Source organism: Halomonas sp. CSM-2, from assembly GCF_002119345.1.
GTDB classification, from domain to species: Bacteria; Pseudomonadota; Gammaproteobacteria; order Pseudomonadales; family Halomonadaceae; genus Vreelandella; species Vreelandella janggokensis.
The window spans coordinates 23,008-44,347 of the sequence record NZ_NBYR01000003.1; the positions used below are offsets into that span (position 1 = coordinate 23,008).

Below are 21,340 nucleotides of genomic sequence, written 5' to 3' on the forward strand. Positions count from 1 at the left end.
CCTATGACGACGTCGACGACTTGGGTGGATTGGATTGGCGCTTGCGCTCCTGGGCTTGCACGGCTTGCCAGCGGCTCTCGAAGGTGGCATCGAGCTCGCCTTGAGCGCTGGTCACCCGGCATCCGCCTCGGGCCAGTTGATCATCGGGCTGGAGTTTCCAGTTGGCGGCTTCAAGCTCAACCCCGAGGTGCTCTGCGACAATCGCGTGGTCATCAGGGTTTAGCCACAGCCGCTGTTGGCCGACAAGCGGGGGGTCGGTATGCAGTAGCTCGCGTACCAGTGTCAAAATACGCTCGGGCGTTTCATTCAGTGCCTCGGCAGCAAGCTGTTTGCCTGTTGTGGTGGCCAACGCCACCAGATCATGGGCAATGGCGTCGTCAATTTGCGTGAGTGCGTCCGAAAACTGCTTGGCAAGGTTGCCAAGCGGAGTCAAGGTGTCTTTTATTCGCTGAGCGAGTTCCTGCTCGGCCTGCTGGCGGCCTTCCTCAAGGCCTTTTGCAAAGCCCTCTTCATGACCGCTAGCGAGGCCAGCCTGGTAACCGTCAGCTTCGGCTTGCTCGCGTAGTTTGTCGTATTCTGCCTGGCGCGCCTGTTCTTCGCGCCGCTGTGCCTCCTTGGCGGCTTTCTGAGCGGCGTCGATCTTACGCTGGTGGGACGATGCCGACGCTGAGGTCTCATGTTCGCCAGGGCCGGCCGGGCGGAGGAGCTCATCCATCTGCCAGCGCCGCCACTGTTGGTGACGATCGAACTGCGGCGATTGGGTCTCAGACATATTCATCATCTCCTCCTGCCAGGACGATTTCACCCGAATCCGCCAGGCGGCGCACTACCTGAAGAACCGTCTTCTGCTCGGCTTCAACCTGAGACACGCGAATGGGCCCGCGGGCTTCCATGTCCTCGCGGACCAGGTCAGCAGCACGTTGAGACATATTGCGCAGGAACTTGTCCACCAGGGCGTCCTGGGCGCCCTTGAGGGCGATCACCAGCGAATTGGTCTCGACTTCCTGCAGGACCATCTGGATCGCGCGGTTGTCCAGGTCGAGCAAGTTCTCGAACAGGAACATCTCGTCGATAATTTTTTGTGCCAGATCTTCGCTGTGGGAACGTACGGTTTCGATCGCCGTTTCTTCCTGAGACGAATTCATCAGGTTGAGAATTTCCGCTGCCGTTCTTACGCCACCCATTTTGCTGCGCTTGAGGTTCTGGCCATCGAGCATGCTGGAGAGGACCTCGGTCAACTCCTGCAGGGCGGCGGGCTGAACGCCACTGAAGGTGGCGATACGTAATACCACGTCGTTGCGCTGTTTCTCTTCAAATAGTTCAAGCACATCTGACGCCTGGTGACGATCCAGATGGACCAGGATGGTGGCAATGATCTGCGGGTGCTCATCGCGGATGAGTTCGGCGACCATCGAGGCTTCCATCAGGTTGAGCGAGTCGATCCCGGAGGTCTCAGCGCTGCTTTCCAGGATGTCTTCAATCAGGCTGGACGCGCGGTCGCTGCCCAGCGCCTTGGTAAGCACCGAGCGAATATGCTCGCTGGAGTTAAGGTTGAGCGCGACAAACTCTTCCGTCTCTTTATGGAATGCCTCAAGCACCGCTTTCATGTCGTCGTGGGAGACTTGCTGAAGGCGGGTCATTTCCATACTGATTTCCTGGACTTCCGAGGCGTTCATGTACTTGAACACTTCAGCGGCGCTGTCCTCGTCCAGGGCGAGTAACAGGATGGCGCTCTTGCGGGCGCCGCCCATATTGGCAACTACATTACTCATTGGCATTCATCCAGCTGCGCACGATCATCGCTACCATGCGGGGATCCTCTTGCGCCATTTCGCGCAGGTCGTTGAGGTTGTGCTCGTACAGCGATGTCTTGCGCCGGCGTTTCGGCTTTTGGTATGTCTCGTCGGCGTCTTCTTCGTTTTCTACCGACTCATCTTCATCATCCCCAACCCGAGCCTGAACGCCTGCGCCAGGCGTGGCTGTCGACATGACAGGCGATTCGGTATAGCGCTTGATGAGCGGTCTTAGTATCAGCAGGTACAGCAGCAGCGCGGCAAGCGCGACGAGCAGGTAACGGCCCAGCTGCGCTGCCAGCTCAAGAGTCCCCTGACGCTGCCACCACTCGGGCGTTTCACGGGTGTCCTCTTCCATATCGACAAACGGGGTGTTGACCACATCGATTGCGTCACCGCGCGCTTCAGAGAAGCCCATCGACCGGCGCACCAGGCGCTCGATCTGTTGCACTTCCTCGTTCGAGAGAGGTACCTGCTCTGGCTCACCTTCTTCGTTGATGGTTTCACGGTAGTTCACGACAACCGCGGCCGTCAGGCGCTCAACGCGACCCAGCCGGTGTTGAACGTGCTCAATACTGCGGTCAACTTCGTAATTGACGACATCGTCTTGCTGCAGGTTGCGAAGGGCATCTTCAGGGGCTTCTTCGCCGTCTTCGTCACCTTCACCGTCCTCATCAGGCTGATTGATGGGGGAGGGCGCTGTTCCAGGCGGGGTGTTGCTGAGTGCGCCAGGGATGCCGGAGCTCAGTAGGTTTTCACCGTCATACGACAGGCTTAACTGGCGGCTGCGAACGGCGGCTTCGTTAGGCGGTTGATTGGGGCCGTAGCGTTCAGACGTTTCTTCCCGCTGGGAGAAGTCCACCTGAGCGGCTACCTGAGCGCGCACGTTTTCTTCGCCGAGAATCGGTGTCAGGATGTTCTCGATACGCCGCTGATAAGAACGCTCGACCTCAGCCAGATATTCCAGTTGGCTACCATCAAGGTCATTATTGCCGCCGACGTCTGCCGACAGTAAGCGGCCATTTTGGTTGACCACGGAGACATCTTCGGGCGCCAGCTCAGGCACACTGCTCGATACCATGTGAACAATGGCGCTAACCTGACCATCGCCAAGTACGCGCCCGGGCAACAGGGTCAGTACCACCGAGGCTTTCGCAGGCTCTCGATCGCGAATAAACACTGAGGGCTTGGCCATCGATAGGTGAACACGAACGCCTTCTACAGGCCCTAATGACTCAATGGAACGGCTTAGCTCACCTTCCAGTCCCCGTTGATAATTGACCTGCTCGGCGAACTGACTGATCCCGAACGCCTGGTTGTCCATGAGTTCCAGGCCAACATTCCCCCCCTGTGGGAGGCCCTGCTCAGCAAGATAGAGGCGCAGAGAGTGCACCTGATCGCCGGGAACCATCAACGCCTGACCGTTGTCGCTGAAGCGATAAGGCACGCCGCGACCATCAAGTTCGGTAATAATGCGGCCGCCGTCCGCCTCATCAAGATTGTTGTACAGCACGCGATAGTCGGGACTGCTTGCCCACATCATCAGGACGGCAATCACGGCAATGGTCGCGGCGCCAGCCACCAGCAGAGCGACAAGCGGATTGCCGCGCAACTGAGACAGCACGCGGTCAGCAAAGGAAGTTTTCGTATTATCATTACCTGCGCCGTCACGAGCTGAGGGCGTGGTAGTGTTCGTCTGACGGCCCGCCGCAGCACCCGCTTCGCTCATGAATCCCTCCCTTGGGACAAGCAAAACAGGTAGCTGCCCAGGCACATCACCATAGAAGGCATAGGCTAAATTCCGTCAATCGCGGTTATCCGCCGAAAAGATGAGGCGTAATTATGATGAACGCCATTATCCGGTGGCTGGGCAACCATAAAGGAACGAAAAGCTTGGCTTTTTGTACGTAATTGTCCGTATGAGCTTTGTCATACTGGTGATAGGCTTCGTACGTTCAGCCATTTTACTGCTTGAGGCGATAACATGAGTACTCCTGCAATACAGGCAACGCTGCAGCAGATGCAGGGGTTGGCCAGCCAGGCGGCAAATCAGCCAATGCAAAGTGGTGCACTTGTCCAGTCGGCAGGGCATGGCAGTTTTGGCGGTGAGCTACAGGCGTCCATTCAGCGCATCAATCAGCTAAAGCTGGATGCCAACAACAAGGCGAAGGCGTTTCAGGCGGGGGACCCCAACCTCGAATTGGCGGATGTCATGATTGATATGCAGAAGGCGAGTGTTGCCTCTCAGATGGGGTTACAGGTGCGCAATCGCCTGGTGTCAGCCTACCGGGATGTTATGAATATGCAGGTGTAACCCCGTAACGCACTTTGTGCTACGCCTGTTGATTGCGGTCTGTTAGTAGCGGGTTTTTGTGTCAGTGGTTCAAGCTTCCAGCGAGATGAACCGGCCGCGCATTTCTTGTAGCTGTTCGGCAATGCGGATAACTTCCTCGGCAGGAATCTGTCGAATAACGTCACCCGAATCACGATCAACCACACGAGTGATAACCCGCGACAAATCTTCGCTGATTTCAAATTCTATCCCCCGCTCTCGCATCACTTCATTAATGCGCTGGATGGGTTCAACGAGCTCCCCGGTAGTGGGTTCAGCCTGCTGGTTCTCGCTCAGCTGGCTTCCGGGGGCAGAAAGGACCTCTAATGCGTCGTCAAGACGCTGGCGCGGCGACAGCATATTCAACTGAGTCGTCTGAGCGAGGTTGATTGCGTCAATGCTGGATGAGTTCATGGTGCGTATTCCCCTGTTTTTTGTACCTGCCCCCAATGGCCAGCGCTGGTTGATAAGTTCTTCTGGCATGAGGCCTTATTGGAGCGACTTTTAGGCTCTTGCATCTAATACTTACGCTATGTTGATCGGCCCTGCTAACGATAACTTTAGTGTCGGCAAAGCAGTATTGGTGGATAAGTTAACTTTGTCACCCTGTTTAGCATAGTCGCGTTTAGGATAGTCGCTAAGCGAAACCTTGCATCGAAGGGTGGCGCATCCTTGTTGTCGTCAGCTTCTGGTATTGTGTAGCGCTTTGCGCATAATCCGCTGAGGCAATGGGAGAGGTAAGGAGAGCATGGTGGCCCTTGAGGAAGAATATGAGCGAGTTGCAAACCCGGTAGCGGTGGCGTCGCTGTTGGATACATTGGTGGAAAGCGGCGGCGCGTCGCTTTGCTTGGAGGGTGATGATCGGCGACCGGAACCGGTCGTGCTGATGGAGCAGCACAAGGGCGAAACCCTGGTATTGGATCTTTCGTCGGTAGATTACCTGCTCGGTCGTCTTCAGCAGGGTGAGGCGTTTTATCTGGTGGGGGAAACGCAAGGTAAGGTGCTGCGCACACCGTTGCTATCGTTGACCGAAACTCGCCGTTCTGGTGGGCGTTTTCTGTGCTGCAGTGATTATCCGTCGTATCTGGACGTACTTCAGCGGCGTGAGGCTTTTCGCGCTGAGCTACGCATTGGCATGCCCGTGGCCGCCAACGTCAGCATGCCAGGCCAGGAGGCTATTCATGGCGAGCTGCGCGACTTATCCCAGCAGGGTTGCCAGTTGGAGCTGCCAATGACGGCAAGCGGCATGCTGTCAACCGCTGAGGGGCCATTGGATATTGCCTTTGAATTTCCCGACGGGACGCACTTTGAGATTCAGGCCTTGGCTCGCCATCAGCGCCCGGACCCGGAGCGAAATTTGCTGCGCGTCGGGTTTTATTTCGGTTCATGCAGTGCCGATCAGGAGCGTCAGGTCTGGTATTTCGTATGTGAAATCGAGCGCGAGTCGGCCCGTTATGCCAAAGAGGATCGTGAGGGGCGCCAGCCATCGCCCTTGTTTACCTCGCCAGCTGGGCGAGTGGGTGCCGGTGAGCATGTCGGGCGACGCGACGTAAAGCGCTATGCCACGCCCATGGCTCGCCGCCTGGTCAAGGTTGCCGCTTTCCTGGATGGGCAAATGCTGTCGCTGCAGCAAGGAAGCGATATCGACTCGCGCCAGCTTTCCTTATACGCCGACCGGTTGATGGGGCTGCATGAAGAGGATCGTGAATCGCTGCTTTTCGCTTGTCGGTGTCTGTCGCCCGAGCCGCTACTGGTTCGCCATGGTATTGCCGTGGCGGTTCACTTGCTGGATTTGGTAGGCGCTGGTATGCCCCGCGATGTGCGCAAAGCGGTCGTGGCAAGCGGCCTGGTTCATGATCTGGGAAAGGCGCTGGTGCCTCAGGTGTTGTTCAAGGCGGCTCACTTCGAGGCGACGCATCGCCAGGCATTGAGCGAACACGTTTCGCTTGTGTTAGAGCGATTGGAGAGTTGCCAGTGGCTGTCTCAGAGTGTTGCGTCTGCCGTGATCGGCGGTATCAACGAGCGCATGGACGGTAGCGGCTATCCAGACGGTGTGTCGGGAGAATCGTTGAACGAGCTTGCCAAGGCCAGCGCCATTGTGGATGTCGCGGAAGCCCTGCGGCGCGACCGAAGTGATCGTCCCGCGAAAACGGCACAGCAAATTTACCGCCATCTGTTGACCCATTCCCAACAGTTTGACCCACACTGGATCAAGCGTTATGTGGGGCACTTTAAGTCCTTGCCGGTTGGCGCCTTGGTGCGCTTTTCCAGTGAGCAGCTGGCGTGGGTATTGCGTATTGATGAGGAGGGTGATCTCACGGAGGTTCAGCTGGCGACGTCAGCGAATGCACCGATGCGCGATAACCTGGGTGAGACAATACGCGGTAATGTTGTCGAGAAGCTGGGGCGTCCGGTGAGCGAAGTGGCCGTCTCGACATAGCCATGGCGTTGACAGAGGGCTTACAAGCGCCAGACAAAGAAAAACACCTTGAAGCACTAAAGTCGCTTTGGCGCTCGCCGATAATCAATTAAGGCAGGCATTCCCAGCGATATGCTTGATGCTTGCCGGTAATTTGCTTAGTGGCTGGCCGCATCTGGTCGCCACGCAATGAGGAGTAGCACGTATGACGTACTCGCGCGGTGCAGCCGCCTATGGCCGAGGAGCCAATGCGTATGCAAGGGTTGGCGTTGAAAGCGGCGTGATGTCGGCTGACCCCCATCAGCTGATCGTTATGCTTTTTGATGGTGCGCAAGCCGCCATTCGCGCCGCCCGTATCCATATGCAGGCGGGTAACTCGGCTGAGAAAGGGCGGTCCATTTCGAAAGCGCTTGATATCGTCAACAATGGCCTGGCGGCGGCACTTGATCGCGAGCAGGGCGGCGATATTGCAGAGCAACTAGGCGCTTTGTACAACTATATTGCACGCCTGTTGTTGACAGCTAATTTGCGCAATGACGAAGCGAGCTTGGACGAAGCCGAGCGGCTGCTTGAGGATATTGCCTCTGCATGGCGCGAAATTGGCCAACAGCAATCTGCATGAGGCACTAATGGCGGCTTCCACCACGACGCGAGATGACGCGCAACAGACGCTCATTGATACCTATACAGCGCTACTCGACAGCGTTATGTATATGCACGAACTGGCCGATAATGATCAGTGGGCAGAGTTGATCGATCAGCGGACTCACTATGTCCTGCTGGTTGAAAAGTTGCGTGAGCTGGACTCCTCGGTGACGCTCGAGTCTGCTGCGCAGCAGCGTAAAGCAGAGCTGCTGGAAGCGATTCTGGAGCAGGACGTGGAGATCCGTCGGCAGCTTATTGCCCGTCGTGATGAGTTGGGGCGGTTAATCAATGTGTCTCAACGTCAGCGCAATTTACACCGTGCCTATGCGCCACAGCAGGCAGGTGGTAATGAGCTTGGCGGTAATGATGACCAGGCGCCGAGGTCGTCGTGAGTACCATTAATCCGCTGATCGATACCCTGCTTCATCAGGTGCTGGGGCGCCGGGGCGATGTGTCGAACCAGCGGTTAATGGATCAGCCGATTAAACCGGTAGTGCCGGGTGAAGGCCCGCGCGCCCTGATGGGGGATGCGCGGCTGGATGGACGTGACCCTGCTTCTACAGCGCTGCGTGATACAGCACTACGGGATATGAGGGGTTTGCCGTCTCAGCTTGACGGCGGGCGACAGCCTCAGCGAGGTGATGCTCAGGCATTGCCGCCTGGCTCAACTCAGACCCACTTTAGCCCAGCGGCACGCAGTATTGCGGATGTATTGCTTCGCTTTCCCGCGCCACCCTCCGTCATGCGTGCCGAAGCGCCGTTGATGAATGCGGCCGAGTCACCATCATCGACACAGTTGGCGGCGCGGCTTGAAGCCAGCGTGCGGGACAGTGGCCTGTTTTACGAGGCACATCTCAAACGCTGGTTTCAAGGTGAGGCCAATCGGCAGCAGCTATTGAGAGAGCCGCAAATGCAGCCTGGTCCGCGCGCCTCGGTACCAACGCCTTTGGCGTCGACAGCGCTGGGTGCAGGTCTGGTGCCGCAAGGTGGTGGGAGTGGAATATCGTCATCCGGTATGGTGCCCGGCGCCACCTCGCCATTGCTGGTAGCGCCACCGCCGCCGGGTAACGCCGCCATCCTACCCAACACATCGTTAATACCTGCAGCCAGTGAATCTGCGGCGGCGCGTGCCCCGGTGGTTAACACACCCGCTACGATTCAGTCGCCGGTGGGCAGTCCAGGAACATTTAACACGGCTGAACTCGCCCCCCATGCGAAAGAGTCGCCACAAGCGAACATTGATGCGCGTTTGGCCCGCGACACCACCCTGGATGTCATGCCCAATCGCCAGCCACGCGAAGTGGTGCATGAAAGTCTGCAAAGCTTGGTGCGTCAACAGCTTGAAATGCTGGTGACACCCACGATCCGGTGGGAAGGTGACGTGTGGGCGGGTATTTTCATGGCGCTGGCGATTAATCTGCCGACACGTGGGCAGCATCAGGAAGACGGCGAAGAGCAGCGGTCGTCTGATGATAGCTGGCAGTCCGACATGCAGCTTGATGTGCCTGGTTTTGGTGCTTTTAGCGTGTCACTGCGACTGTATCGAGGTGTCTTGAACATCGACTTAACCGCCAGTGAAGCGCAAGTGCATCAACGCCTTGAGGCCGGCGTTCCTGCGCTTGAGTCGCGTCTGGAGGCGCTGGATCTGCGCAAGGTTCAGGTGCGTGCACGCTACGTCGAGGAGGCCCCGGATGTCTACGGATGAATCGCGGCGTCAAGCGGTGGCGTTGGCTTATCAGGATCATGAACGAGCGCCACGGGTAGTGGCCAAGGGCTATGGCGATCTGGCCGAACGCATCATGGCCGAGGCACAGCGTCAGGGTATTTATGTGCATGATGCGCCGGAGCTTGTCGCGCTATTGATGCAACTGGATTTGGATGCAGAGATTCCTGCCAACCTGTATCAGGTGATTGCTGAACTGTTGGTATGGGTATTTGAATTGTCGGAGGCTGGGCTACACAAGCGTGAGAAGGCTGAGTAGCCAATGTAAACGTGGTATGCAACCATGAAGTTTGGGTCAGTATGAAAAAATCACTCATGGCGCCATTACCACCCTAATAGAGGCGTCAGTTTCGTCCGATAGGCCACTATGAGTCAAACCAGCTTTCTCGATGAAATACAAGAAATCAATTTAGCGTACTTGCTGCTCGCACAGCGCTTGTTGAGTGAAGACCGTGAGGCCGCAATGTTCCGTCTAAAAATCGACGGTGAGGTGGCGGATCTTATCCTATCGCTCAATGCTCGGCAGCTGACGAAGCTGTCGCGGACCAACCAGTTGATTTGCCGGTTCGGTCAGGCAAGCGTCGAGCGATTGAAGCAGGTGACAGCCAATCCGCGTGATCAAGGCCTCGCAAGCCTGCATGCGTCACTGCTGCTGGCTGGTGAGGAGTACGAGTCGATGCCGCCGGAGGACAGCACGTGAGTCAAAAAAGCTTGGTAGACGAAATGCACCAGGTGCAGCTCGCTATTGAGCTGATTGAACTTGGGGCAAGGCTGCAGGTATTGGAGACGGAGACAGAGCTAAGTCGCACACGTCTCATCAAGCTGTACAAAGAGGTAAGAGGGATGTCGCCGCCAAAAGGCATGCTGCCGTTTTCAACCGACTGGTTCATTACCTGGCTGCCCAATATCCACTCCTCTTTATTTTACAACATTTATACCAGCTTGGTGGAAGAAGCTGACTGTGAGCGGATTGATGCCTTCGTGAAGGCCTATCGGCTATACGGCGAACAGATTGATGTTGAGGGCGTAGAGCCGGTGTTGGGGCTGACGCGCGCCTGGACGCTGGTACGTTTTTTTGAGAGCGACTTGCTCCAGCTGACGCCGTGTACCCGTTGCGGAGGTCGTTTTGTTGCTCACGCTCATAACCCGATGCACGACTATGACTGCGGCATTTGCCAACCGCCCTCCCGGGCCGGCAAAACGCGGCAGATGTGTAAATCGGCATCAAACATAACGTGATTTTTTGACGTAACGGGTCGCCGTTGGTTCCGTTATAGACCATTGAAATAGTGAAGGACACTGCCTGTGCTGATCCTCTTAGGTTACATCGTCGTATTACTGTCGGTATTTGGTGGCTACGTGCTGGCGGGGGGCAGCATGGGTCCCCTGTTTCAGCCGCTTGAGTTGTTGATGATCGGCGGTGCCGGGGTAGGGGCTTTTCTTGCTGCCAACAACGGCAAAGCGATCAAGGCCACCTTCAAAATCATGCCCAAGCTGAAGCGCACGAAAAAGTACAACAAAGCCATGTACATGGAGTTGATGGCGCTGCAGTACAAGCTGCTTTCCAAGGTTCGTCGTGAAGGCATGCTGGGGATTGAGCGAGATATCGATAACCCCCAGGAAAGCCCGCTGTTTCAAGAGCACCCTACGGTGTTGGCAGATCCTCATATCATGAACTTCCTTACCGATTATCTGCGCCTGATGGTCAGCGGCGGCATGGAGCCCATGGAGATTGATGAGCTGATGCTGCATGAAATTGAGGCCTTCGAACAGGAAGCTCACATCCCTATCGACGCGATTTCCAAGGTCGGCGATGCGATGCCTGCCTTTGGCATCGTGGCGGCGGTAATGGGCGTGGTGAAAGCGCTGACTTATGCTGATGCCGGCCCAGAGCAGATGGGGGAGATGATCGCCCACGCGCTGGTGGGTACCTTCCTTGGGATTCTGCTGGGTTACGGGTTTATCAACCCGGTAGCCAGCACGATCGATCGGCAGGCGAAAGAAGCGGAAAAAATGCTCCAGTGTGTTCGCGTGACGCTTCTGGCGAGCCTGCATGGCTATGCCCCTCAGCTGGCGGTGGAATTTGGCAGGAAGGCGCTGCACAGCACTGAGCGTCCTACCTTCAACGAGCTGGAAGACTACGTACGCGACGCGAAAAAGGCTGGTAGTGCATGAGTGCGGCGGGAGATAAGCGGCCGATCATTATTCGGCGCAAGAAAGTCGTGCATGCGCACCACGGTGGCGCATGGAAAATAGCCCTCGCCGACTTCATGACTGCACTGATGGCGCTGTTTCTGGTGCTATGGATACTCAGCGTGTCCAGCGAGGAAGAGCGCCAAGGCGTCGCTGAATATTTCAGTACACCTTTGACGACCGCTATTACCGGTGGTGACCGCTCCGGAAGTACGAGTGCGATTCCTGGCGGCGGCCCTGATCCAACGCACAGCGATGGTGAACGCGCACGCATTGATTTAAAGCAGGCAACGCGGCCTAGCGTGCAGGAGCGACGCTTTTTCATGGATGTCCAGGAGCGTATCGAGCGCGCGATTGAGCTCGATCCTGAACTACGCGAGTTGCGCTCACAGCTGCGTTTTGACCTGACTCGCGAAGGCCTGCGTATTCAGGTGCTGGATACCGAGCAGCGACCCATGTTCGAGTTGGGCAGCGACCAGGTGGCACCCTATATGCGTAATCTGCTGCGAACCATTGCGCCGCTGCTCAATGAGCTGCCCAACGACCTGAGTATCGGGGGGCACACGGATAACGTGCCTTATGCCGGTGGCTATCGAGGCTATAGCAATTGGGAGCTGTCGAATGACCGGGCCAACGCCTCCCGCCGAGAGTTGGTTGCGGGAGGACTTGATCCGGGTCAACTGTTGCGTGTTTCCGGCTATGCAGACCGGGTGCTGCTGCCCGACACTGCACCCGACGACCCGATCAATCGACGCATTGAGTTGATCGTGTTGTTACCCGAAATTGCCGAGGCCATTCGCAATTCGGTGGTGATGGAAACCGATGTTTCCACGGTGCTATCAGAAACTGCGGAAGACGCAATTGGTGTACCTGAAGAGGCGACTCCAGCGGAAAACCCAGAGCAAGCGATAGACCCAGAACAGCCAGACTTAGAACAAGAGACAACGAGCGCCGAATAACGCTGCGCTTGTGCTAACACTTTGACGTGAAGGTAGGGGATGGTGCATGGATATAGCCGATTTTTTTGACACCTTTTTTGAAGAGGCAGAAGAGCTGCTCGCGGATATGGAGCAGCATCTGCTAGAGATTGATGTGGATAATCCTGACAGCGAGCAGCTCGACGCTATTTTTCGTGCCGCACATTCGATTAAAGGTGGCGCAGGCACTTTCGGATTTGGCGTTCTGCAAAACACCACACACATCATGGAAAATCTTCTGGATTACGCGCGTAAAGGGGAGCTAGCGCTGCGGGCTGACCTCGTTGATACATTTTTAGAGGCCAAAGACATTATGCACGAGCAATTAAATGCCTATCGCAACGAGGAAGAGCCTGACCAGGAAACGTATGAACGAATTTGCCAAACGTTACAGCAGATAGCCCTTGAAGAGATTGGCCAGTCCCTCGAAGCGCCTGCTGAAACAACATCGTCGGCGAGCACTCCGGCGGCGTCAACCGAAGAGGCATCCGCTGACGGTTTGTCTGCAGATGAAGCACCACAGGCGAACAGCACTGGCCAGTTGAAAGTGGCGCTGATCAATGTGGATGACAAGGATCGCCTACTGCTGGTTGAAGAGCTGGAGCAACTAGGCGATATCGAGTCCCAGTCGGGCGACGATAAGCGCTACGAAGTCGTGCTCAGTGGTAGCGTAAGCGCTGACGATATTGAAGCGGTCATGTGCTTTATTATCGAGCCCGACCAAATTGATATCCAGCCGGTTGCAACTGGCGAGGTGAAAGCAGACGCGTCAGCAGGGCAGCCTGAAGCCAAGCCACCCACCGAGCAAGAAACGTCGGCACCAGCAACTGAACAAAAAGCGTCGCCGCCGGCACCTGCCAAGGCCGAGGCTGGCGATGGGCAGGCCAAGGGCAAAGCGAAGAAAGCGGCCTCCGAGTCCTCGTCGATACGTGTATCGGTGGACAAGGTCGATCAGATTATCAATCTCGTTGGTGAGCTGATCATCACCCAGTCGATGCTCGATCAAACGGTCAGCGACCTGGGTGAGCAGTCGGGTGTCAACAGTTCGCTGCAAAGCGGCATGAGCCTGTTACAGCGCAATGCCCGGGACCTGCAGGAATCGGTCATGTCGATCCGCATGATTCCCATGGAGTTTGTATTTAGCCGTTTCCCAAGGGTTGTACGCGATACCGCCGGTAAGCTGGGCAAGGAGATCGAGCTTGTCACCGAAGGCAAATCCACCGAACTGGATAAAAGCCTGGTAGAACGAATTACCGATCCGTTAACCCACCTGGTACGCAACAGCCTTGATCATGGCATTGAAATGCCCGATGTGCGCGAGTCGATCGGCAAACCGCGCACCGGCAAGCTGACCCTGGCTGCCCGCCATCAGGGCGGCAACATCCTGATTGAAGTGCGTGACGACGGCGCTGGACTTGATCGCGACCGCCTGCTTGCCAAAGCCAAGGAAAACGGCCTGAATGTATCCGACACAATGTCGGATGAAGAGGTTTATCAGCTGATTTTCGCACCGGGTTTCTCCACCGCCAACGAAGTCACCGATGTATCGGGGCGTGGCGTCGGTATGGACGTGGTGAAACGCAACATCCAGGGCATGGGTGGGCGTGTCGAGATCCAATCCAAAAAAGGTGAGGGCACCGTCACGAGTATCGTGTTACCCCTGACACTGGCCATTCTGGACGGCATGTCGATTAAAGTGGGGGGGGAAACCTTTATCCTGCCGCTTTCCACCGTGTTGGAGTCTTTGCAGCCCAATAAAGATGACATGTATGCCATGGCGGGTGACGACGTCGTCCTCAAGGTGCGCGACGAATACCTGCCGGTGATCGCCATTCACGAAGTGATGGACGTCGAAAATGCCATTACCGACCCGACCAAAAGCATTGCGGTGATTGTGCAAGGTGAGGGACGTCGCTATGCCATGCTGGTCGATGAGCTGGTTGGCCAGCAGCAGGTAGTGGTCAAGAACCTGGAAGATAACTACCGCAAAGTGCCTGGCATCTCTGCGGCCACCATTCTTGGCGACGGTAGCGTAGCCCTGATTCTGGATATTTCCGGCTTGCATCGACTGAGCCGGGCAAAAAAAGAGGCTGCAAAACCAGCCAAAACGCAAACCATGTCTTTTTACAAGGAGTCTGAACCGTCATGAGCCAAGCAAACGATAGGGCGGTCCTCGCGACTGAAGCGGATAACAGCGAATTTCTGGTGTTCTCGCTAGGTGACGAAGAGTACGCCATCGATATTCTGAAAGTTCAGGAAATTCGCGGCTACGAGAACGTAACGCGCATTGCCAACGCACCTGACTTCATTAAAGGGGTGACCAACTTGCGCGGCGTGATCGTGCCGATCGTCGACCTGCGCATCAAGTTCCACCTCGAAAATGTCGAGTACGGCGGCCAAACCGTGGTGATCGTTGTCAACGTGGCTGACCGGATTGTGGGTATTGTGGTTGACGGCGTATCCGATGTCATGACGCTGACGCCCGACCAGATCAAGCCTGCCCCCGAGTTTGGCGTCACTCTGTCTTCCGATTTCCTTAGCGGACTCGGCAGCCTTGACGATCGCATGCTGGTGATCGTCGATATCGACAAACTGCTTACCAGCGAAGAGATGGCCTTGGTGGACGGCGCCAGCCAGAGTTAAAGAAAGTTGACGCACAGGGAAGAGTGTCCAGGGATCATGCGGTCAGCGCCCTCACCGCAATGGAGTGAGGGGGCGCTTCTGGCGATAAGGAGTGCGGTAGGTGGGGCAGGTGATACGGCAAGTAATGAATAACATGACCGTCCGGCTGAGTTGGGGACTGGTGCTGGTGACGCTGTCGACGATGGTGCTGGTGGCGTGTGGTATCGGCCTTTATGCTCTCCATCATGGGGCAGATATCGTGCAAAACAGTAGCGATCTAGCCGCCCAGCAGCAGGCGTTTACAGCGTTCGCCGAGCAAATACGCTGGAGTCTCCTAGCCGTGGTGCTGGTGACGCTCACCACGGTAGTGGCAGTGGTTTGGGGGGTGGCAGCGAATGTGCTGCGTCCTTTGGACAATCTGGTGGGTTACTTCGAACGCATGGCAAAAGGCGACTTAAACCAGCAGATTACCGCGCCTGGTAATAACGAAATTGGTCGTCTTTACGTTGCGATGGCCCATATGCAAGCGTCGCTGTCGCAAACGGTGGGTGTCGTCCGTACCAGTGGTGCGTCAATTTTTGAGCGCTCGCAACAGATCGCCAGTGGCAACAACGATCTTTCATCACGCACTGAGCAACAGGCGTCCTCATTGGAGGAAACTGCTTCCAGCATGGAGCAGCTTGCCTCAACCGTTGGCCATAATGCGGATAACGCCCGCCAGGCAAGTCAACTGGCGGAAAATGCCACCCTGACGGCACGGCGCAGCGGCGAAGAAGTTGGCGAGATCGTCGATACCATGCAGGACATCAGCGCCAGCTCGCACCAGGTCGCCGATATCATTACCCTTATTGATAATATCGCCTTCCAGACGAATATTCTGGCGCTAAACGCGTCCGTAGAAGCGGCGCGGGCTGGCGAGCATGGTAGAGGGTTTGCGGTGGTTGCACAGGAAGTTCGCAGTCTCGCCAGCCGAAGCGCCAGTGCGGCTAAGGATATTCGAACCCTGATCGACACCTCGTTGAGCAAAGTCGATGTTGGTACTGAGCGGGTCAATCAGGCCGGTAAGACAATGCAGGACCTGGTGGCCGCCGTGCAGCGGGTCAGCGACATCATGGACGAAATTGCGGCTGCTTCCGAAGAGCAGAGCAATGGTATCGGTCAGGTTAACCAGGCCGTGGCGCAAATGGATCAAGTGGTTCAGCAAAATGCCGAGTTGGTGCAACAAGCCGCCTTCAGTGCGAACGAGTTGGAAGACGAAGCCGGGCGACTGCGCGAAGCCGTTGAACGTTTTCGTGTTGCCGAGTCGCTGACGGCTTCCGCAAGCAAGCCACGCGCAGCCACTTCGCTGCCCGCTCAGTCCCCCCGTCCTGCCGCGCCAGCGTCAGCAGCAACAGCGGATGAATGGGAAGCGTTTTAAACACTAAAGACGTACTGCAAACGCGCTCAAGTCAGCGGGTTTCAAGCCGATAGTATAAAAGCTGGAGTCAATAGCACTTCGACCAGAGGCATGCCGCTCTATCAGGCGGTGTGCCTCTGGTGCCAGCAGTCGGTTGTGTTTCAGACTCACCGTGTCGTGCAACCCCCGTTGGCTGACAAGTAGGCGGGTCAAGGCTTTGTAGAGGAGTGGCGCATATTTTGACCGAGCAACGTGAACGAGTCGACATCGGCCAATGGGCATCCGGCAGCCAGATCGAGCGCGACCTGGAACTGACGGATGCCGATTTTACCCGTGTACGTGAGTTGATTTATCAGCGCGCAGGCATTGTGCTGGCCGAGCACAAGCGCGAAATGGTCTATAGCCGTTTAGCGAAACGGTTACGTCACCACGGGATGACTCGATTTGGCGACTACCTCGCGCGCCTTGAGCGTCAGCCGGATGCTAAAGAGTGGGAAGCGTTTACCAATGCGCTAACCACCAACCTCACGGCCTTTTTCCGTGAGGCCCACCACTTTCCGCTGCTGGCTGAGCATATAAAGGACAAGCAGGGGCCTGTATCGGTGTGGTGTTCGGCTGCGTCCACCGGTGAAGAGCCTTACTCGATTGCCATGACGCTGCTCGAAACGCTGGGCGGACGAGCTTCCCAGTCCAGCGTCATCGCGACGGATATTGACACTGACGCCCTGAACAAAGCGCGTAAGGGCGTCTATCCCCAGGAACAGGTGCGCAAGCTTGAAGAGGCGCGGGTAAAGCGTTTCTTCCAGAAGGGCACCGGCAACCATCTCGGGTTGGCCCGCGTGCGACCTGAAGTATCTTCGCTGGTCGAGTTTATGCCCATGAACCTGCTGGCGCCCCAGTGGCCTGTCAAAGGCCCTTTTGACGTGATCTTTTGCCGGAATATCATGATTTATTTTGATAAAGACACCCAGGCAAAAATTCTTAAACGTTTCGCGCCCCTGCTCAAGCCCGACGGCCTTCTGTTTGCCGGTCACTCGGAGAATTTTTCCTACATCAGCGATGCTTTCAAGCTACGTGGGCAAACAGTTTATACCCTGGCAAACAAATAAAACGCCAACGTGCCTTAGTGCGGCAAACGGCTTGACGGATAAGGAGGCGTGCTTTGAGTGCAGCCAAAATAAAAGTGTTATGTGTTGACGACTCGGCGCTGATTCGCGACCTGTTGACGGAAATTATCAATACCCAACCCGATATGGAAGTTGTGGCGGTAGCGCCTGATCCGATTGCCGCCCGCGACCTTATCAAGCAGCATAATCCGGATGTCCTGACGCTTGATGTTGAAATGCCGCGCATGGACGGGCTGGACTTTCTCGAGCGCCTGATGCGTCTGCGTCCGATGCCGGTATTGATGGTATCGTCACTGACCCAAAGCGGTTCGGAAATCACCCTGCGGGCGTTGGAGCTTGGGGCGCTGGACTTTGTTGCCAAGCCCAGTTTGGGTATTCGCAGCGGGATGATGGATTACGCCAACGAGATTGCCGAAAAACTGCGTGCGGCGGCGCGTTCTCGCCCTCGCCAGGCGCGGCATAAAAATACCCCGCCGCCTGCCCAACTCAAAGCGCCCATGGTATCGAGTGAGAAGCTGATTATTATCGGCGCTTCCACTGGCGGTACCGAAGCAATCAGGGCAGTGCTCGAACCGCTACCCGCCAACGCGCCGGCGATTTTAATTACCCAGCACATGCCGGGTGGGTTTACGCGTTCGTTTGCGGAGCGGCTGGACCGGCTATGTCGCATTACCGTCAAGGAAGCCACCGACGGCGAGCGTGTGCTGCCCGGCCACGCCTATATTGCCCCCGGAGACCAGCACCTCAAACTGGCGCGCAGCGGTGCCAACTACGTCGCCCGGCTTGACGACGGACCACCGGTCAATCGCCACCGCCCCTCGGTGGATGTGCTATTTCACTCTGCCGCCGACCAGGCCGGCAAAAACGCCATTGGCGTGATTCTTACCGGCATGGGCAAAGATGGAGCCGCCGGGCTACTTGAAATGCGTCAGGCCGGTTCGGCGACCATTGCCCAGGACGAACAAAGTTGTGTGGTCTTTGGTATGCCCCGCGAGGCTATTGCCATGGGCGGAGCCGTCGATGTCACGCCGTTGGATGAAGTACCCGCGCGACTGATGTCGTTGATTGCCTCGTCCGGGCGTGCGCAGCGGGTATAAAGAAAACGTATAACGGAAGCGTGAAACGCAAATAAAGGGCAGCGTTAGCTGCAAGGGAAGGGAATGCCATGAACCAGGTGTTACGCAACTTGAGTGTTAATGCGGTCGTTGTGACCGCGCTGCTCTTCTTCGTGTTAGCGATGGTCGCCAATGTCGCGATGAGCGCTTTTGCCGAGCAGGCAACCAATCGAACGCTCACGACGCTTGAGCGCATCAACGTCGAGCAGTTGAACGAGATCAACCGTGCTGATGCCCTATGGAGTGGTGCGCTGGTCGACCTGGAAATAGCGTCCAACGATTTTATGCTGGGGCGGGCTCAGCAGGCCAACCAGCACCTGGCGGCGGCCATTGACCAGATAGATCGCGCCGAAGAACGGCTGCATAATTTCTCTGCCGTGCCGCGGACCGACAGCGGAGCCGCCCTCGGCGAGGAAATCGATACGCTGTTTGCCAGGGTCATCGAGTTTTCTCGTCAGCAGGCCGAGGCGCTCGATCAAATGAACACTACCGGCTTCAATGAACTACGCCGCGAGATGGCCCCCGTTGCCGCGGCCCAAGAGGCCGCATTGACGGAGTTCATGCGTTATGCCTCGGCGCGTGGCGATGCCCTTCAGCAAGAGCTTGAAGAGATCAATGATTTCTACAGCGCGATCGAGTGGGCGATCCTGGCTTTTACACTGGTACTGGTCCTGCTGATTTATCTAGGCTTGCGCAGCGTGATCGTGCGTCCACTGAAACAGGCGGTTACCACGCTGGATACCATTGCCGATGCGGATCTCACTACGCGGATCCCGAGCGGCGGAAAAAACGAGGTTGGCCAGCTTTACACCGCCATGCAGCGCATGCAGAACAGCCTCAACGATATCGTCGCGCGGGTGCGTGATGGCAGCCGTGAAATTCACCACGGTACTCGCGAAATTGCCAGCGGCAATGCCGACCTTTCATCGCGTACCGAGCAGCAGGCGGCCTCTATCGAAGAGACTGCCTCCAGCATGGAAGAGATGACGGCCACGGTGAAGCAGAATGCCGACAATGCACGCCAGGCAAGCACGCTGGCAGCGGATGCATCGTCCACGGCTGAGCGTGGCGGCGACGTGGTGCAGCAGGTGGTGACCACCATGCACGGTATTTCCAGCAGTTCGCAAAAAGTCTCGGATATTACCAGCGTGATCGACTCGATCGCCTTTCAAACCAATATCCTGGCCCTCAATGCGTCGGTTGAAGCAGCCCGTGCCGGTGAGCAAGGCCGAGGCTTTGCTGTCGTGGCCGGGGAAGTGCGCAACCTCGCCAGCCGAAGTGCCGATGCCGCTAAGGAGATCAAAGCGCTGATTGATGACTCGGTGACTCAGATCCAGCAAGGCTCTACCCTCGTTGAACAGGCGGGCACAACCATGTCCGACGTGGTGACGTCTGTACGCCGTGTCACCGACATCATGGACGAAATCTCAGCTGCGTCCCAGGAGCAGAGCGACGGCATCGAACAAGTCAGTCAAGCGGTCGGCCAGATGGACCAGGTGACCCAGCAGAATGCCTCCTTGGTGCAACAGGCCACCGCCGCCGCGTCGTCATTGGAAGAGCAGGCCAACCGCCTTGAAGAAGCGGTGGCGGTATTTAAACTGGTGGGCATGCAGGTGGCTCATCAGCAGCCGTCACGCCAGGCAAGTGCAGGCTCAGTGCCTAAAGCGGTGGCCGCGCCAGCCGCCAAAACACCATCGACTCCGCCTAGCCGTTCAGTGCCATCAACCAGCGGACACGACGACTGGGAAGAATTTTAACCAGCCCCAACTGATAGAGGATGACCCATGGCAGATAAGAACATGAGCTTTTTGGTGGTGGATGACTTCCCCACGATGCGCCGTATTGTACGCAGCTTGTTGAAAGAACTCGGTTTTACCAACGTAGAAGAGGCAGAGGATGGGCAGGATGCCTTGAACAAGCTACGTGCAGGCAATTTTGAGTTTGTGGTCTCTGATTGGAACATGCCCAATCTGGATGGCCTGGAGATGCTCAAGGAAATCCGTCAGGATGACGCCCTCAAAGAGTTGCCGGTGTTAATGGTGACGGCGGAAGCCAAGAAAGAAAACATCATTGCGGCGGCTCAGGCGGGCGCCAACGGCTATGTTGTGAAGCCGTTTACAGCCGCGACGCTGGAAGAAAAGCTCAATAAGATCTTTGACAAATTGGGTAAGTAACGCGGCAAGGCCTGCGGGCCGGGATTACGAGGAGAGAGCACCATGAGCCAGAATGAGCAGTCCGGTTCTACCCAACTGTCCGAAGAGGCCGCCGAAGATCTTATTCATCGCGTTGGCAAACTGACCCGCATGTTGAGGGAAAACATGCGTGAGCTGGGGCTGGATAAGGAAATCGAGCGAGCGGCGGAAGCGATACCCGATGCACGCGACCGTTTGCATTACGTCGCCACCATGACCGAGCAGGCGGCAGATCGCTCGCTGAATGCGATTGACCGGGCCCAACCGCTTCAGGATCAGCTTAGCGATCAGGCTGAGGCGTTGGATAAGCGTTGGGCAGAGTGGTTTGAAGCGCCAAAGGAGTTGGACGAAGCCAAAGCGCTGGTCAAAGATACGCGTGGCTATCTGGGGAGCGTGCCGGATATGGCGGCGGCGACCAATAAAGAGTTGATGGAAATCATGATGGCACAGGATTTCCAGGACCTTACCGGTCAGGTCATCAAGAAGATGATGGACGTCATTCGCGAGATTGAACATCAACTGGTTCAGGTGCTCATTGACAACGTTCCGGAGGCCCAGGCACGAGAAACGATGCAACGCAAGGCCGAAGATCAGTGGAAAAACGAGAATGCACGGCGTAACGAAGAGCTTTTGAATGGGCCTCAAGTGAAGGACAATGCACCTGATATCGTGACCGGGCAAGATCAGGTCGACGATCTATTGGACGAATTGGGCTTCTAGCGCACGGTTTGAACCCTTGCTCGGGTTACACGACGTTTCGCTCAGCCGTCCTTAGGGGCGGCTTTTCGTGTTTAGCCGCGATACAT

At 56.6% G+C, this 21,340-nt stretch carries 22 protein-coding genes; 18 read left to right on the forward strand and 4 right to left on the reverse strand.

The genetic code is table 11. The features are described from left to right. Position 1: 1 nt before the first annotated feature. Genes B7L15_RS02905 through fliF form a run of 3 tightly spaced genes read right to left on the reverse strand, consistent with a single transcriptional unit; the run spans position 2 to position 3,522 of the window. The gene (locus tag B7L15_RS02905) at positions 2 to 778 is read right to left on the reverse strand and encodes a flagellar assembly protein FliH (protein ID WP_369596836.1); all 777 of its coding nucleotides are present in this window, start codon (positions 776 to 778) and stop codon (positions 2 to 4) included. Next, on the reverse strand, positions 765 to 1,772 hold the full coding sequence (gene fliG, locus B7L15_RS02910) for a flagellar motor switch protein FliG (RefSeq protein ID WP_085917554.1): 1,008 nt from the start codon (positions 1,770 to 1,772) through the stop codon (positions 765 to 767). Before fliG ends, B7L15_RS02905 begins: the two co-directional genes overlap by 14 nt. Continuing rightward, a complete protein-coding gene (gene fliF, locus B7L15_RS02915; RefSeq protein WP_085917555.1) occupies positions 1,765 to 3,522 on the reverse strand; it encodes a flagellar basal-body MS-ring/collar protein FliF in 1,758 nt (585 codons plus the stop codon). Before fliF ends, fliG begins: the two co-directional genes overlap by 8 nt. Before the next feature lie 255 nt (positions 3,523 to 3,777). Between fliF and fliE the strand changes: the two genes are divergently transcribed. Beyond that, positions 3,778 to 4,107, forward strand: a complete 330-nt coding sequence (fliE, locus tag B7L15_RS02920) for a flagellar hook-basal body complex protein FliE (protein WP_066318923.1) — start codon at positions 3,778 to 3,780, stop codon at positions 4,105 to 4,107. Positions 4,108 to 4,176: 69 nt separating this feature from the next. Here the strand turns inward: fliE and B7L15_RS02925 are convergent, their stop codons facing one another. Next, positions 4,177 to 4,539 carry a flagellar protein FlaG gene (locus tag B7L15_RS02925; protein WP_085917556.1) on the reverse strand — a complete coding sequence of 121 codons (363 nt, stop codon included), beginning with the start codon at positions 4,537 to 4,539 and terminating at the stop codon, positions 4,177 to 4,179. Between the two features lie 334 nt (positions 4,540 to 4,873). Here B7L15_RS02925 and B7L15_RS02930 point away from each other — a divergent pair, with 334 nt between their 5' ends. The 17 genes from B7L15_RS02930 (at position 4,874) to cheZ (ending at position 21,254) form a co-directional block, all read left to right on the forward strand. After that, complete coding sequence (locus B7L15_RS02930) at positions 4,874 to 6,565, forward strand: HD domain-containing phosphohydrolase (protein WP_085917557.1); 1,692 nt, start codon at positions 4,874 to 4,876, stop codon at positions 6,563 to 6,565. 184 nt (positions 6,566 to 6,749) lie between these two features. Beyond that, positions 6,750 to 7,166, forward strand: coding sequence for a flagellar export chaperone FliS (fliS, locus tag B7L15_RS02935; protein ID WP_085917558.1), 417 nt, complete (start codon positions 6,750 to 6,752; stop codon positions 7,164 to 7,166). Positions 7,167 to 7,173: 7 nt separating this feature from the next. Then, positions 7,174 to 7,581 carry a flagellar protein FliT gene (locus tag B7L15_RS02940; protein ID WP_085917559.1) on the forward strand — a complete coding sequence of 136 codons (408 nt, stop codon included), beginning with the start codon at positions 7,174 to 7,176 and terminating at the stop codon, positions 7,579 to 7,581. Then, positions 7,578 to 8,894, forward strand: a complete 1,317-nt coding sequence (gene fliK, locus B7L15_RS02945) for a flagellar hook-length control protein FliK (protein ID WP_085917560.1) — start codon at positions 7,578 to 7,580, stop codon at positions 8,892 to 8,894. The genes B7L15_RS02940 and fliK overlap by 4 nt, the downstream gene beginning before the upstream one ends. Next, positions 8,881 to 9,171 carry an EscU/YscU/HrcU family type III secretion system export apparatus switch protein gene (locus tag B7L15_RS02950; protein ID WP_085917561.1) on the forward strand — a complete coding sequence of 97 codons (291 nt, stop codon included), beginning with the start codon at positions 8,881 to 8,883 and terminating at the stop codon, positions 9,169 to 9,171. Before fliK ends, B7L15_RS02950 begins: the two co-directional genes overlap by 14 nt. A 108-nt stretch (positions 9,172 to 9,279) precedes the next feature. Continuing rightward, entirely contained in the window at positions 9,280 to 9,612 is a 333-nt protein-coding gene (flhD, locus tag B7L15_RS02955) for a flagellar transcriptional regulator FlhD (protein WP_085917562.1), read from the forward strand. After that, entirely contained in the window at positions 9,609 to 10,151 is a 543-nt protein-coding gene (gene flhC, locus B7L15_RS02960) for a flagellar transcriptional regulator FlhC (RefSeq protein ID WP_085917563.1), read from the forward strand. Before flhD ends, flhC begins: the two co-directional genes overlap by 4 nt. Positions 10,152 to 10,217: 66 nt before the next feature. After that, positions 10,218 to 11,087, forward strand: coding sequence for a flagellar motor stator protein MotA (motA, locus tag B7L15_RS02965; protein WP_085917564.1), 870 nt, complete (start codon positions 10,218 to 10,220; stop codon positions 11,085 to 11,087). Beyond that, the gene (gene motB, locus B7L15_RS02970; protein WP_085917565.1) at positions 11,084 to 12,064 is read left to right on the forward strand and encodes a flagellar motor protein MotB; all 981 of its coding nucleotides are present in this window, start codon (positions 11,084 to 11,086) and stop codon (positions 12,062 to 12,064) included. The genes motA and motB overlap by 4 nt, the downstream gene beginning before the upstream one ends. Positions 12,065 to 12,110: 46 nt before the next feature. Further along, the gene (gene cheA / locus B7L15_RS02975; protein WP_085917566.1) at positions 12,111 to 14,231 is read left to right on the forward strand and encodes a chemotaxis protein CheA; all 2,121 of its coding nucleotides are present in this window, start codon (positions 12,111 to 12,113) and stop codon (positions 14,229 to 14,231) included. Further along, positions 14,228 to 14,725 carry a chemotaxis protein CheW gene (gene cheW / locus B7L15_RS02980; protein WP_066318954.1) on the forward strand — a complete coding sequence of 166 codons (498 nt, stop codon included), beginning with the start codon at positions 14,228 to 14,230 and terminating at the stop codon, positions 14,723 to 14,725. The genes cheA and cheW overlap by 4 nt, the downstream gene beginning before the upstream one ends. A 124-nt stretch (positions 14,726 to 14,849) precedes the next feature. Continuing rightward, positions 14,850 to 16,121 carry a methyl-accepting chemotaxis protein gene (locus B7L15_RS02985; RefSeq protein ID WP_176243622.1) on the forward strand — a complete coding sequence of 424 codons (1,272 nt, stop codon included), beginning with the start codon at positions 14,850 to 14,852 and terminating at the stop codon, positions 16,119 to 16,121. Between the two features lie 218 nt (positions 16,122 to 16,339). Beyond that, on the forward strand, positions 16,340 to 17,209 hold the full coding sequence (locus B7L15_RS02990) for a CheR family methyltransferase (protein WP_085917698.1): 870 nt from the start codon (positions 16,340 to 16,342) through the stop codon (positions 17,207 to 17,209). A 53-nt stretch (positions 17,210 to 17,262) separates the two neighbouring features. Beyond that, a complete protein-coding gene (locus tag B7L15_RS02995; protein ID WP_085917567.1) occupies positions 17,263 to 18,324 on the forward strand; it encodes a protein-glutamate methylesterase/protein-glutamine glutaminase in 1,062 nt (353 codons plus the stop codon). A 68-nt stretch (positions 18,325 to 18,392) separates the two neighbouring features. After that, positions 18,393 to 20,099, forward strand: coding sequence for a methyl-accepting chemotaxis protein (locus B7L15_RS03000; RefSeq protein ID WP_085917568.1), 1,707 nt, complete (start codon positions 18,393 to 18,395; stop codon positions 20,097 to 20,099). Between the two features lie 27 nt (positions 20,100 to 20,126). Next, positions 20,127 to 20,516: a chemotaxis response regulator CheY gene (gene cheY, locus B7L15_RS03005; protein ID WP_085917569.1), complete on the forward strand. Its 390-nt coding sequence runs from the start codon at positions 20,127 to 20,129 to the stop codon at positions 20,514 to 20,516. A gap of 42 nt (positions 20,517 to 20,558) precedes the next feature. Next, on the forward strand, positions 20,559 to 21,254 hold the full coding sequence (gene cheZ / locus B7L15_RS03010; protein ID WP_085917570.1) for a protein phosphatase CheZ: 696 nt from the start codon (positions 20,559 to 20,561) through the stop codon (positions 21,252 to 21,254). The last annotated feature ends 86 nt before the right edge of the window (positions 21,255 to 21,340 follow it).

What these genes read in the sequence shown, in the direction of transcription:
- B7L15_RS02905 (WP_369596836.1), bottom strand. Translation starts at nt 778, where the DNA reads ATGAATATGTCTGAGACCCAATCGCCGCAGTTCGATCGTCACCAACAG.
- fliG (WP_085917554.1), bottom strand. Translation starts at nt 1,772, where the DNA reads ATGAGTAATGTAGTTGCCAATATGGGCGGCGCCCGCAAGAGCGCCATC.
- fliF (WP_085917555.1), bottom strand. Translation starts at nt 3,522, where the DNA reads ATGAGCGAAGCGGGTGCTGCGGCGGGCCGTCAGACGAACACTACCACG.
- fliE (WP_066318923.1), top strand. Translation starts at nt 3,778, where the DNA reads ATGAGTACTCCTGCAATACAGGCAACGCTGCAGCAGATGCAGGGGTTG.
- B7L15_RS02925 (WP_085917556.1), bottom strand. Translation starts at nt 4,539, where the DNA reads ATGAACTCATCCAGCATTGACGCAATCAACCTCGCTCAGACGACTCAG.
- B7L15_RS02930 (WP_085917557.1), top strand. Translation starts at nt 4,874, where the DNA reads ATGGTGGCCCTTGAGGAAGAATATGAGCGAGTTGCAAACCCGGTAGCG.
- fliS (WP_085917558.1), top strand. Translation starts at nt 6,750, where the DNA reads ATGACGTACTCGCGCGGTGCAGCCGCCTATGGCCGAGGAGCCAATGCG.
- B7L15_RS02940 (WP_085917559.1), top strand. Translation starts at nt 7,174, where the DNA reads ATGGCGGCTTCCACCACGACGCGAGATGACGCGCAACAGACGCTCATT.
- B7L15_RS02950 (WP_085917561.1), top strand. Translation starts at nt 8,881, where the DNA reads ATGTCTACGGATGAATCGCGGCGTCAAGCGGTGGCGTTGGCTTATCAG.
- flhD (WP_085917562.1), top strand. Translation starts at nt 9,280, where the DNA reads ATGAGTCAAACCAGCTTTCTCGATGAAATACAAGAAATCAATTTAGCG.
- motB (WP_085917565.1), top strand. Translation starts at nt 11,084, where the DNA reads ATGAGTGCGGCGGGAGATAAGCGGCCGATCATTATTCGGCGCAAGAAA.
- cheA (WP_085917566.1), top strand. Translation starts at nt 12,111, where the DNA reads ATGGATATAGCCGATTTTTTTGACACCTTTTTTGAAGAGGCAGAAGAG.
- cheW (WP_066318954.1), top strand. Translation starts at nt 14,228, where the DNA reads ATGAGCCAAGCAAACGATAGGGCGGTCCTCGCGACTGAAGCGGATAAC.
- B7L15_RS02985 (WP_176243622.1), top strand. Translation starts at nt 14,850, where the DNA reads ATGAATAACATGACCGTCCGGCTGAGTTGGGGACTGGTGCTGGTGACG.
- B7L15_RS03000 (WP_085917568.1), top strand. Translation starts at nt 18,393, where the DNA reads ATGAACCAGGTGTTACGCAACTTGAGTGTTAATGCGGTCGTTGTGACC.
- cheY (WP_085917569.1), top strand. Translation starts at nt 20,127, where the DNA reads ATGGCAGATAAGAACATGAGCTTTTTGGTGGTGGATGACTTCCCCACG.
- cheZ (WP_085917570.1), top strand. Translation starts at nt 20,559, where the DNA reads ATGAGCCAGAATGAGCAGTCCGGTTCTACCCAACTGTCCGAAGAGGCC.